9 protein-coding genes are annotated in these 11,824 nt (G+C 56.3%); 3 read left to right on the top strand and 6 right to left on the bottom strand.

Going from position 1 to position 11,824, the window contains the following annotated elements; all coding sequences use genetic code 11:
• Nucleotides 1–31: 31 nt before the first annotated feature.
• The 5 genes from gap to uvrC all read right to left on the bottom strand — a co-directional run bounded on the left by gap (nucleotide 32) and on the right by uvrC (nucleotide 6,159).
• On the bottom strand, nucleotides 32–1,036 hold the full coding sequence (gene gap, locus QP400_RS05125; RefSeq protein ID WP_004805041.1) for a type I glyceraldehyde-3-phosphate dehydrogenase: 1,005 nt from the start codon (nucleotides 1,034–1,036) through the stop codon (nucleotides 32–34).
• A 162-nt stretch (nucleotides 1,037–1,198) separates the two neighbouring features.
• Nucleotides 1,199–2,179: a DNA-binding protein WhiA gene (whiA, locus tag QP400_RS05120; RefSeq protein WP_048707381.1), complete on the bottom strand. Its 981-nt coding sequence runs from the start codon at nucleotides 2,177–2,179 to the stop codon at nucleotides 1,199–1,201.
• Nucleotides 2,180–2,200: 21 nt separating this feature from the next.
• The gene (locus QP400_RS05115) at nucleotides 2,201–3,193 is read right to left on the bottom strand and encodes a gluconeogenesis factor YvcK family protein (RefSeq protein ID WP_048707382.1); all 993 of its coding nucleotides are present in this window, start codon (nucleotides 3,191–3,193) and stop codon (nucleotides 2,201–2,203) included.
• A gap of 8 nt (nucleotides 3,194–3,201) precedes the next feature.
• A complete protein-coding gene (rapZ, locus tag QP400_RS05110) occupies nucleotides 3,202–4,140 on the bottom strand; it encodes an RNase adapter RapZ (protein WP_048707384.1) in 939 nt (312 codons plus the stop codon).
• 36 nt (nucleotides 4,141–4,176) lie between these two features.
• Nucleotides 4,177–6,159: an excinuclease ABC subunit UvrC gene (gene uvrC / locus QP400_RS05105; protein ID WP_048707386.1), complete on the bottom strand. Its 1,983-nt coding sequence runs from the start codon at nucleotides 6,157–6,159 to the stop codon at nucleotides 4,177–4,179.
• A 109-nt stretch (nucleotides 6,160–6,268) separates the two neighbouring features.
• Between uvrC and QP400_RS05100 the strand changes: the two genes are divergently transcribed.
• Together QP400_RS05100 and glnA are read left to right on the top strand one after the other, a co-directional pair.
• Nucleotides 6,269–7,768 carry a L,D-transpeptidase gene (locus QP400_RS05100; RefSeq protein WP_048707388.1) on the top strand — a complete coding sequence of 500 codons (1,500 nt, stop codon included), beginning with the start codon at nucleotides 6,269–6,271 and terminating at the stop codon, nucleotides 7,766–7,768.
• 133 nt (nucleotides 7,769–7,901) lie between these two features.
• Nucleotides 7,902–9,326: a type I glutamate--ammonia ligase gene (gene glnA / locus QP400_RS05095; RefSeq protein WP_048707391.1), complete on the top strand. Its 1,425-nt coding sequence runs from the start codon at nucleotides 7,902–7,904 to the stop codon at nucleotides 9,324–9,326.
• Between the two features lie 48 nt (nucleotides 9,327–9,374).
• Here the strand turns inward: glnA and QP400_RS05090 are convergent, their stop codons facing one another.
• Nucleotides 9,375–9,902: a methylated-DNA--[protein]-cysteine S-methyltransferase gene (locus tag QP400_RS05090; protein ID WP_048707394.1), complete on the bottom strand. Its 528-nt coding sequence runs from the start codon at nucleotides 9,900–9,902 to the stop codon at nucleotides 9,375–9,377.
• 108 nt (nucleotides 9,903–10,010) lie between these two features.
• Here QP400_RS05090 and QP400_RS05085 point away from each other — a divergent pair, with 108 nt between their 5' ends.
• The gene (locus QP400_RS05085) at nucleotides 10,011–11,819 is read left to right on the top strand and encodes an AMP-dependent synthetase/ligase (RefSeq protein ID WP_048707396.1); all 1,809 of its coding nucleotides are present in this window, start codon (nucleotides 10,011–10,013) and stop codon (nucleotides 11,817–11,819) included.
• Nucleotides 11,820–11,824 lie beyond the last annotated feature (5 nt).

Genomic DNA, 11,824 nt, shown 5'->3' with positions numbered 1-11,824 from the left:
GATACGCGGGCGTCGTTCATTAGCTAATGTCTCAGAGCTTCTGGCCGACTAGCACGGCAAGATCAACGAGGCGGTTGGAGTAGCCCCACTCATTGTCGTACCACGAGACAACCTTGACCTGATCGCCGATGACCTTGGTCAGCGGAGCATCGAAGATCGAGGAGTGCGGATCGGTCACGATATCAGTGGAGACCAGTGCACCCTCGGAGTAGCCCAACACACCCTTCAGGGCGCCCTCGGCAGCTTCCTTGACCGCAGCGTTGACCTCTTCGATGGAGGTTTCCTTGGAAGCGGTGAAGGTCAGGTCGGTTAGCGAGCCGGTCGGAACCGGGACGCGAACTGCATAGCCATCCAGCTTGCCCTTCAGTTCCGGCAGCACCAGTGCAACAGCCTTGGCAGCACCGGTGGTGGTGGGAACGATGTTCAGAGCAGCGGCGCGGGCGCGACGCAGATCCTTGTGCGGCGCATCGTGTAGACGCTGGTCGCCAGTGTAGGCGTGAATGGTGGTCATGAGGCCACGCTCGATACCAATGGAATCGTTCAGAGCCTTGGCCAGCGGTGCCAAGCAGTTAGTGGTGCACGAAGCGTTGGAAATGATGTTGTGCTTTTCCGGATCGTACTCATCGGAGTTGACGCCAATGACGAAGGTGCCGTCTACGTTCTTGCCCGGGGCAGAAATCAGGACCTTCTTTGCGCCTCCCTCAATGTGAGCCTTAGCAGCTTCACCGTCGGTGAAGAACCCGGTGGACTCGATGACGATGTCGGCACCCAGTTCACCCCAGTTGATGTTCTTCGGATCGCGCTCAGCCAGAGCAACGATGCGCTTGCCACCAACGGTGATGGACTCGTCGTCGTAGGTTACCTCGGAGTCGAGGTGGCCCAGAATGGAGTCCCATTCGAGCAGGTGGGCGAGAGTCTTATTGTCAGTAAGGTCATTGACTGCAACGATCTCAAGATCGGCGCCCTGCTTCAGAGCGGCGCGGAAGAAGTTACGGCCGATGCGGCCGAAGCCGTTGATTCCGACGCGAGTGGTCACTATGTCCTCCTGGTCTCGCTGCACTAAACAGCGATAGTCATGTTTTCAAAAGGGGAATCTCCCCATATTCGTCCGCTCAAGCGGTCGACATCTTTAAATTACACGGAAATCACACATCTAGCGCGGGTCAAAGGTCCAAAAATCTCAGAAATTAAGAGTTTTTCACCCATCTAGCATTTCTGGTGTAAGGGCACTTTCTGTTCCGGCGATGCCAAGCTCCATGGCCTTTTTGTCTGCCATAGCAAGCAAACGGCGGATTCTTCCCGCAACCGCGTCCTTCGTAAGAGGCGGGTCTGCCTGCTGCCCAAGCTCCTCCAGTGAAGCTCCCTTATATTTCACTCTTAGCTGACCTGCCTCCACTAGATGGTCCGGAATGTCGGCACCTAGGATCTCGAATGCCTTCTCGACCCTCGCCGCCGACGCAACGGCAGCTCTGGCGGACCGCCTCAAGTTAGCGTCGTCAAAATTGGCTAGCCTATTGACCGATCCGCGCATTTCCCGCTTTTCGCGGCGCTCTTGCCAAATAGCAACCGTCGTAACCGACCCCATCATCTTGGCAATCTTCTGGATATGGTCGCCGTCGCGAATAACTACACGGTCAACGCCCCTCACCTCCCGTGTCTTGGAGGTAATTCCGAGGCGACGGGCACAGCCCGTCAGCGCAAGCCCAGCTTCTGGGCCGGGGCAGGTGATTTCCAGCGATGAGGAGCGGCCCGGCTCGGTAAGAGAGCCACGCGCCATAAACGCAGCCCTCCAGATGGCCAAAGCTTCAGATTTTGCCCCGGAAACTAGCGAAGCAGGCAGACCGCGCACCGGGTGCCCTCGCCTATCAATGAGTCCGGTAAGGCGGGCTAACCGTTCTGCACCGGCGACAACTCGTATCACGTACCGGCCCTCGCGACGCAGCCCTCCCCCGGACACCACGATCACCTGCGAGTCGATGTTGAACAGTTCGGTCAGCAGTCCGGTAGTTCGTTCCATTACCTCTTCAGAATCTACCTCAGCTTCGATCACGATTCGTCTCGAAACTAGGTGGAGGCCACCTGCAAAACGCAGCATCGCTGCCAGTTCTGCATGCTTTTCTGCCGGAGTGTCGAGCTCTACCTTTGCCAGTTCAGATTTCATATCACTGGTCAACGACATAAGCTGGCCTTCCTTCGTGGGTTATTCTTTTTCTCCGACGTCCCCGAAATATCCTTCGAAAGCGTCCCGCAACGCGGCGGCAAGACGCAGCGGGTCATGATAAGGAAGCTTTCCTGGCCCTAGCGATACTTGCCGAAGAAGTATTTTTGCCCCGAGTTCCTTCGCGGCTTGATCCGCCGCTGAATAGTCCTCGAGAGTGGACGGATCTATTACTACCACATCAAAGGTTAGGTCCTTCGAAAACTCCCTAATCACATTTATATGATCGGCGATCGTCATCGACGACGTCTCAGTGCCGTCGGGAGCAAGATTTACCACTAGTGCCTTGTGCGCATTGGATTTGGCGAGGGCGTGCTCAATCTGCGGCAGCATAAGGTGTGGCAACACCGAGGTATACCAGGAGCCGGGCCCCATGATGATCCATTCGGCCTCGGCAATCGCCTGGAGCACCTCAGGGCGCACCGGCGGATTGTTAGGGCTAAGACGAATGGATTTGATCTTCCCCTCTGTCTTAGCAACTTTGGACTGCCCAACTATTGTGCGAACCTTGCCGCCAAAATCGACCTCGGCCTCAATAACCAAGGGCGCAGCAGCCATGGGCAATACCCGCCCCTCGCAGTGAAGTAGCTTCGCTACCCAATCGAGGCCGGCTACCTCGTCTCCAAGGAGATCCCACAGCGTAGTGATCAGTAGGTTCCCCATCGCGTGATTATCTAAAGGTCCATCGGTGTGGAAACGATGTTGCAGAGCGTCCCGCCACGTAAGGCCCCACTCAGAGTCGTCACACAGCGCAGAGAGGGCCATTCGCAAATCTCCCGGAGGCAGTACATCCAGCTCTTGCCTTAGACGACCGGAAGATCCTCCGTCATCGGCAACTGTGACTACTGCGGTAATTTGGCGCGAAAGGTGGCGTAACGCCCTCAAAGTGGCAGAGAGTCCGTGTCCCCCGCCGAACGCCACAACCTTTGGCCCATATTCACCACGTCTGGCCCAGCCCTGCTCGTCGTATAGCATTTCTCTAGCTAATCACGCCCCATGTCTCGGTGCAGAGTTTTCACAGGGAAGCCCAGGTCACGGAACTTTTGCGAGACATGCTCCGCGATTGCCACGGACCGGTGGCGGCCACCGGTACAGCCAATGGCAATGGTCACGAACGGCTTTAGTTCTGACAGGTAACCCTTCAGCATAGGGGCCATGAGGTCCACATAACCATCTGCGAAAGCTAGTGCCCCGGGCTGATCCAATACGTACTTCGCTACCGCTTCGTCCTGACCGGTCAGATTTCGCAGCTCGTTGACCCAGTACGGATTCGCCAGGAACCGAACATCCAACACGTGGTCTGCGTCCAGCGGAATTCCGTGCTTGAAGCCGAAGGACATTACGGTAAGGTTCAGCGGCTTTTCACTTGCGCCCCCGATCACGTCTCGCATATGCCGCGCCAAGTCATGCACCGACAGGCCAGAAGTATCGATCACCGCATCGGAGCGATCCCGCACTCCCTTAAGCAGTCCTCGCTCGGCCTGGATCCCGTCCAACAATCGCCCATCGCCCTGCAACGGGTGAGGACGGCGGACCTGCTCGTAGCGACGAACCAAGCATTGGTCCGAAGCTTCCAAGTACACAATCTGGTACTGGATCCCCTCGCGGGTTAGCGTGTCAAGCATCGACAAGAACTCTTGGAAGAACCGCCCGGAACGCACATCCACTACAGCGGCCAAGCGGTGCACGCCACCGCCCTCGGGAGTCATCATGTGCGCGAACGCGGGAAGCATCTGTGGCGGCAAATTATCCACCACGTACCAATCCAGATCCTCTAGAGCATGGGCTGCCCTGGAACGCCCAGCCCCGGATAGGCCGGTAATGATCAGAATCTCGGGAACAGTTGGCACTCGGTGCTGGGTGGCTTCATCTAATTCGGGAATTCCTGCAGGCACTGTATTGGTATTCGGTTCTTGCTCCATAACTATAGTTTGCCCTATCCGCACCAGGTTTTGTGATCAGGTTGCTAACTCTTCATGAATTTTGCTCGCAAGCGCTGGGCCTATTCCGCTCACCTTCGCCAGCTCTTCGGCGCTAGCCTGCCGAATCTTTGCCACCGAGCCAAAGTGCTTCAGCAGTGCTTTTTGACGCGCCGGCCCCAGGCCGTCGACTTTGTCCATAACAGATCGGGTCATGGCCTTGCCGCGCTTCTTGCGGTGATAGGTGATGGCAAAACGGTGGGACTCGTCGCGCAGATACTGCAGCATGAAGAGGGCGGCTGAGGTGCGCGGCAAAATAACTGGCAAGTCCTCGCCGGGAATCCAGATCTCCTCCAGGCGCTTCGCCAACCCCACTACCGGAATATCGGCCCCCATTTGCTCCACCACCGCGGCAGCAGCATTTACCTGCGGCAGACCGCCGTCGACCACTAGCAGATCAGGGCGATAGCTAAAGCGCCTGGGAGCTCCCTGCTCGTCGACTGGGCCCACCTCAAAAGGAACGCCTTCTTCGTCCTCGCCAGCAATCCCCTTCTCTTCTGCCTGGAGGCGACGCAGCCGCCTAGTTAGTACCTCGCTCATAGCAGCGGTGTCATCGGCAGCCCCGTCGCCGTCCTCGCCTCTAATTGCAAAATGCCGATAGGCAGACTTGCGCGGCGCGCCGTCCTCGAAGACCACCATCGACGCAACTTGATTTGTGCCTGAAATATGCGAAATATCGAAACCTTCAATACGAAGGGGCGCTGTATCCAGGTCTAATGCATCTGCTAGCTCTTCCAGCGCTTTGGAGCGTTCAGTCAGATCGCCAGAGCGCCGCAACAGGTGAAGACGCAGGTCATCTTTCGCATTCTTTTCAACAGTTTCTGCAAGAGCCTTCTTGTCGCCGCGCTGAAGCTGCCGCAAGCGAACCGGTCCGCCTCTCTTTTGACTTAGCCACTCGGTCATCGTTGGGGTGTCCAAGGGAAGTGCCGGGACCCAAATCTCTCGCGGCATCGCCGAGGTAGGCGTGTGCACCCGATCGTCCACGCTCTTAGACTCGTCGCGGCGCTTCGGAGTATCTGCGGGCGTGTATTCGCCATATACCTGCTCAAGCAGCTTTTCAACTAATTCTTCATCGCTTTCCTGATAGGCGCGTTCTACGACCCACCCGCGTTCACCGCGGATGCGCCCGCCGCGAACCATAAACACAGAAACCGAGGCGACCAATTCAGAGGTGGCCAGGCCGAAGACGTCCGCATCGGTACCATCCGGTAGCACAACCGTATTCTTCTCAAGTACCGTCGTTGCCGCTTTTAGCGTGTCCCTAATAGATGCCGCCCGCTCATATTCCTGCTTTTGCGCAGCCTCCTTCATCTGACTGGTCAAGTCGCGGATGATGGGGCCGGTCTTGCCCGCCATGAATTCGCACAACGACGTTGCTAGTTGCCGGTGATCCGCTTCGCTTATCCTGCCCACGCAGGGGGCCGAGCACCGGTCTATGTACCCCAATAGGCAGGGACGCCCTTGGGCCTTCGCCCGGTTGAAAACACCGTTAGAACAGGTGCGAACCGGGAACGGTCGTTGTAGCAGTTCCAAAGTCTCACGGATGGCCCACACCTTCGTGTAGGGGCCAAAATAGCGGTCCCCCTTTTTATGCTTGGCACGGGTTACCAATACCCGCGGGTACCTTTCGCTCATCGTCACCGCTAGATACGGATAGGACTTATCGTCCCTGTACATAACGTTGTAGCGGGGCTCAAATTCCTTGATCCACGCATACTCGAGCGAGAGAGATTCGACTTCAGAGCCCACTACAACCCACCGCACCGAACAAGCGGTGTTCACCATCTGCGCAATGCGGGGATTCAGAGCCGCCGGGTTCTGGAAATAATTTGCCAGGCGCGCTCGCAGGTTTTTGGCTTTCCCCACGTACAGCACGCGGCCGCTTTTGTCCATGAACCGGTAGACGCCCGGATCTGTAGGAATCTCGCCGGGCGATGGACGGTACGATGCTGGATCTGCCACCCGGCAAGTCTATTGCAGCAAACCCACAAAAAAGAAAGACAAGTTTAGTTGTGCGACAAATCTCCGGCCGTTACGGTTGCTACCTGCACTTAGATCGGTAGCATATGTGATGATGAGTACCCAGAATCCCGATTATGAGACGTCTTACGTAGGTATCCAGCCGACAGACGCCGGTTCAAGCAGCCCTAAGAAGCCCTCTTCCAAGAAGAAGTGGATAATTATCGGCGCTATTGTCGCAGCGCTACTTTTAGTTGCCGCAGCAATCGTTGGCTATTCAATTTACTTTAAGGACAAGGCAGTGCCGGGCGCTACCGTCGCGGGCAAGTCCGTTACGGGTATGACCGCCTCGCAGGTTGCCGAAAAAGTCCAAAAAGAATCGGCCTCGGCTGCAGTTAGAATCTCGGGCGATGCTACTAAGTCTGCTTCTCTTTCAGACCTCGGTTACAAGGTTGACGCCAAGAAGGCAGCCGCTGAGGCGCTCGCGCCCTCGCAGGGCTTCCTTTCGCGGCTGGCAGGACTGTTCAATCCCCCCTCGGTGACTCCGACGTACTCCAGTACTGCAGGTAAGGTTTCTGCTTATGCAGCCTCCCTACTGGGCGGCGCAGAGAACACCCCGGTCAATGCCAAGGTGGTTCTTTCCGAGGACGGGTCCGCTTTTCAGCTCAAATCTGGTAAGCCTGGCCGTGGCATAAACCCGGATCAGCTAGCTGATGCTGCGCAGAAGGCAGCGAAGACCCTCTCCAGCCAGGCTGTACGCGTAAAGGCCGTTCAATCCGAGCCTGCCATTACCGACCAAAAGGCAAAGACCTTCCTGGACAAGGCCAACAAGTTGGTAGAGCTTCCGTTCACCATCACCTATGACTCTGAGAGCTACCAGCCGAGCGCTGAAAAGAAGCGCGCCTGGGTGGATTTCGGAGAAAATGGTGCAGGCAAGCAAACTGCCCCCAAGATGAACAATGACCGGGTTTTGGAGTGGGTAAATAAGCTTGCGGGCCAGGTTAGCAAAGCCCCGCAGAACGGGCTAAAGAACGTCGATTCGTCCGGCAAGACCCTAGCGACGGTGCGCGAGCCCGAAGACGGATACACGATCGACAATGCGTCGGCCTTGGCTAAGGCTGGAACTGAGGCGTTGAACTCCAACAAGGAGTACACCGGCAAGTTCACTTCCAAGCCGAAGAAGGCAGAATGGGAAACTCGCACTATCGCGCGGGGCGCGGAGAAGCTTGCTTATCCCGCGACTGAGGGCGAAAAGTGGATCGACATAAATCTGTCTAACCACACCATCTCCGCCTACCAGGGGGCGCAGATGCTACGCGGCCCTGAACCTATGGTCGATGGCATGCCCGGGTACGAAACTATCCAGGGCACCTTCCAAATTCAGCGTAAATACCGCTTTGATGACATGCGTGGCGAGGATTATTTCACTCCGGATGTCCCCTTCGCGATGTATTTCTCCGGCGGCTATGCGATTCACGGCGCTCCTTGGAGGGGCAGCTTCGGGTACGCGGGCCCGTCCGGCTCACATGGCTGCGTAAATCTTCCTGTCTCGTTGGCAGGCTGGTATTACGAGTGGGCACCAGTAGGAACTACAACCGTAGTGCACTATTAGGATCCTTAAGATCCGTGCCTTACACCACAGCCGCTAGACATCCAATTTTTGGTTGGATACCTAGCGGCTGCTTTTGTAATATTAGAGATGTCTTTGACACCACCTTTAATCTCAAAAATCTCCGGGAGATCACATGTTCCAGTCCAAGGAAGAGGCTGTCGACTTCATAGATAAGGAAGGGGTCGAGTTCGTCGACGTTCGCTTTTGCGATCTGCCTGGCGTATCCCAACACTTCACCATTCCAGCTAGCGAATTCAAAGATGCGGCTCTAACCGATGGGCTTATGTTTGACGGTTCTTCTATTCGTGGCTTCGTTGCTATCAACGAGTCCGATATGAAGCTAATTCCAGATGTAAGCACTGCTTTTATCGATCCGTTCCGCAAAGCCAAAACCCTGGTCGTTAATTTTTCGATTGTTGACCCGTTCACAGACGAGCCTTTCTCCCGCGATCCGCGTCAGGTGGCTGCAAAGGCCGAGGCTTATTTGAAATCCACCGGCATTGCCGACACCTGCTTCATTGGCGCCGAGGCGGAGTTCTACCTGTTCGACTCGGTACGTTTCCAAACGCGCCGCGAAAATACCTTCTACCAGATTGATTCTGTTGAGGGCGAATGGCGTATGGGCGCCGAAGAAGATGGCCACAACGATGGGTACAAGGTAGATCTAAAGGGCGGGTATTTCCCCGTTCCTCCTACCGACCACTTTGCTGATCTTCGCGACACTATGTCTAAGTTACTGAGCCAGGTTGGGTTGAAACTCGAGCGCGCCCATCACGAAGTTGGTACTGGCGGCCAACAAGAGATCAACTACCGGTTCAACTCGCTGCAGGCGGCTGCAGACGACCTGATGAAGTTCAAGTACGTCGTCAAGAATGCCGCTATCGAAGATGGCCGCACCGCGACCTTTATGCCCAAGCCCTTGTTTGGCGACAACGGTTCTGGCATGCACACCCACCTGTCGCTGTGGAAGAACGGCGAGCCCTTGTTCTACGACGAGCGCGGTTACGGCGCCCTGTCTGACATGGCTCGCTATTTCATTGGCGGCTTGCTGGCTCACGCTCCGGCGCTGCTGGCCTTTACGAACCCATCTATCAACTCTTACCGTCGCCTGGTGCCCGGCTTCGAAGCACCGATTAACCTGGTCTACTCTGCTAGGAACAGGTCGGCTTGCATTCGCATTCCGGTCACCGGCACTTCCCCGAAGGCCAAGCGCGTGGAATACCGCGTGCCGGATCCCTCGGCGAACCCGTACCTATCCTTCGCGGCTTCGCTGATGGCAGGCTTGGATGGCATCCGCAACCGTATTGAGCCTCCGGAACCTGTGGACAAGGACCTGTACGAGCTGCCACCTGCAGAGTACGCAGACATCCAGAAGCTGCCTGCTTCGTTGGAGGAAGCCCTGCAGGCGCTCCGCGAGGATTCGGACTTCCTCACCGAGGGCGACGTGTTCACTCAGGACCTGATCGACACTTGGATTGAGTACAAGACCGAAAACGAGATCGCTCCGATGAGGGCGTACCCGCACCCCTACGAGTTCCAGCTGTACTACGGTCTGTGATCTAGTAACAGATAGCTTGGGCCCGGCTACGTGCCGGGCCCAAGCTCGTTAAAAGAGTCTGGCACTGCCTGAATACTCGGCACCTTCTAGATCCAGGAGGTAGCGCTTCTGTTCTATTCCCCCGGCGTAGCCGCCAAGATTACCGTCGGCCCCGATAACCCTATGGCAAGGAACAATCACAGAGAGCGGATTCTTGCTTACAGCACTTCCCACTGCCCTAGCTAGGAACCGGTTTCCAAGGGCAGCGGCAATTTGCCCATAAGTCCGCACGCTTCCGCGCGGAATAGTTTCCAGATATTTCCAAACCCGGAGAGCAAATTTGTCGCCCTTTAGCTCATAGCGTAAAGAGAAGTCTTGTCGTTTTCCGTCCAGGTAGTCCTTTATCTGGTCTGCCGCCGGAGTCAGAACAGGATCGAGAGGTTTAGCTACAATCCCTAATCTGGCTTTGTCCGGGTAGTGGCGCTGTCCTACGAACCAGGCCCCGTTTAGAAGCTCACCTGCAGCAGAGATAGTCATGTCACCGATAGCGGTTTCGATGATCGTGTAACGAGCCGGAAGCAGGTGTGAATATGTCATGTTCCTCAGGGTAGCAACATAGACACTATGCGTAGTAAATGCTTCTTGTCACCGTAAGTTACGGTACCGTAAGTAATATATTTTTCTTCTTCAAACTAGGAGGTCACTATGCCGCTGTTGCGTCGCCGCCCTAAGAAGGAATACCTGGCCGCCGGAACTATTCCCGGAATTATCGAGAAACGGGCCAGCCTTTACCCTGCGGAAGTAGCTGTAGAGCTACGCAATCAGATCGGTACGCAGTGGCAGAAGATCACTGCTGACGCACTGCGCGACCAGATTTACGTCGTTGCTCGAGGGCTCATTGCCTACGGGCTAGAGCCCGGCGATTCCGTGGCTATTTTTGGGGCCACCTCCTATGAATGGACCGTCCTGGATTTTGCTGCCCAGTCCATCGGGTGCGTCGTTGTCCCGGTCTACGAGTCTGATTCCAACGAGCAGATCAGCTGGATCATCGAGGACTCTGACATCAAATTTGTCGTAACCGACACTTCAATCCAAGCCAGGGTCATCGATTCGCTCGTGCGCGATCGCCCCACCGTGCTTGGAGTGCTCGCCCACGACTCTGATGCCATGGTACAGATCATTGAGCGTTCTGAAGAGGTAGACGAGGACGTCCTCAAGAAGCGGCTAGAGGCCCTAAAGCCCGAGGACGTAGCCACAATTATCTACACCTCCGGCACCACTGGACGCCCTAAAGGCGTCGAGCTCACGCACGCGAACTTCATGAAGCAGATTGAGGTAGCTCAGCAGATGCTGCCCCAGGCGATCGTGCACCAAGATACTCGAGTACTGCTGTTCTTGCCGGTAGCGCACGTACTTGCCCGCTTTATCAACTTCACTTCGCTTGCGGGACATGGAGTGATTGGACACTCCTCCTCTATCAAGAACCTGTTGGGCGACATGACAACGTTCCGCCCCACCTCCCTACTGGTGGTCCCCAGGGTTCTAGAGAAGGTCTATAACGCTGCCGACGCGAAGGCAGGCAGCGGTATGAAGCTCAAAATGTTCCGATGGGCTGCACACACCTTGGAAACTTACGCCAAGCAGGAAGAAGAGGATGAGCTCACTGCCTCTACGAGGGCGGCAGCTACCGTCGCCCGTCGGCTGCTGGCAAAGATTCCCGAGCTGCTGGGCGGAAACTTGCGGGTGGTTGTCTCGGGTGGGGCTCCGCTCTCGCCCACACTTTCCTACTTCTTCCAAGGACTCGGAATCGAGGTATTGGAAGGCTACGGCACCACCGAGATGGGTGGCCCGCTCACTGTTTGTATGCCGGAGACTAACAAGACCGGTTCAGTTGGCGCGCCCCTGCTGTGCAACCAGGTACGGCTCTCTGAAGACGGCGAGCTGGAAGCCAAAGGCCCGGGCATCATGCGTGGCTATCACAACAATCCCGAAGCCACCAAAGAAGCCTTTACCGCCGATGGTTGGTACAAATCTGGCGACCTAGCTTCCATTGACGAAAAGGGACGTGTCACTATTACCGGCCGTAAGAAGGAAATCATTGTCACCGCTGGCGGCAAGAACGTGTCCCCTGCCGTGCTAGAGGATCGCCTGCGCGGACACCCGCTAATCTCCCAGGTCGTAGTGGTTGGCGACCAGCGCAATTTCATCTCGGCGCTGATCACCTTGGATTCGGAGATGCTGCCTGGTTGGCTCGAAAATCATGGGCTTACCCATATGGAGGTTGTCGAGGCCGCCAAGGATAAGGACGTGCTGGCTTCATTGGATCGTGCTGTAAAACGCGCCAACAAGGCCGTCTCTAGGGCGGAATCAATCCGTAAATTCACGGTACTGCCCACTGATTTCACAGAAGAGAACGGATTGTTGACCCCGTCGCTGAAGGTAAAGAGGGCGAAAGTGTTAGCCCGGTTCGCAGACGTCATCGACAAGATGTACGAGGGCGCAAAGCGGGGCTAAGCACC

The organism is Winkia sp. UMB3158 (genome assembly GCF_030217145.1).
Classification (GTDB): Bacteria; Actinomycetota; Actinomycetes; order Actinomycetales; family Actinomycetaceae; genus Winkia; species Winkia anitrata.
This window is presented reverse-complemented; position numbering and strand designations above follow the sequence as displayed.

Excerpts from the sequence above, each read along its gene's own strand:
- whiA (WP_048707381.1), bottom strand. The coding sequence starts at position 2,179 with ATGTCGTTGACCAGTGATATGAAATCTGAACTGGCAAAGGTAGAGCTC.
- QP400_RS05100 (WP_048707388.1), top strand. The coding sequence starts at position 6,269 with ATGATGAGTACCCAGAATCCCGATTATGAGACGTCTTACGTAGGTATC.
- QP400_RS05085 (WP_048707396.1), top strand. The coding sequence starts at position 10,011 with ATGCCGCTGTTGCGTCGCCGCCCTAAGAAGGAATACCTGGCCGCCGGA.
- QP400_RS05090 (WP_048707394.1), bottom strand. The coding sequence starts at position 9,902 with ATGACATATTCACACCTGCTTCCGGCTCGTTACACGATCATCGAAACC.
- QP400_RS05115 (WP_048707382.1), bottom strand. The coding sequence starts at position 3,193 with ATGCTATACGACGAGCAGGGCTGGGCCAGACGTGGTGAATATGGGCCA.
- rapZ (WP_048707384.1), bottom strand. The coding sequence starts at position 4,140 with ATGGAGCAAGAACCGAATACCAATACAGTGCCTGCAGGAATTCCCGAA.
- glnA (WP_048707391.1), top strand. The coding sequence starts at position 7,902 with ATGTTCCAGTCCAAGGAAGAGGCTGTCGACTTCATAGATAAGGAAGGG.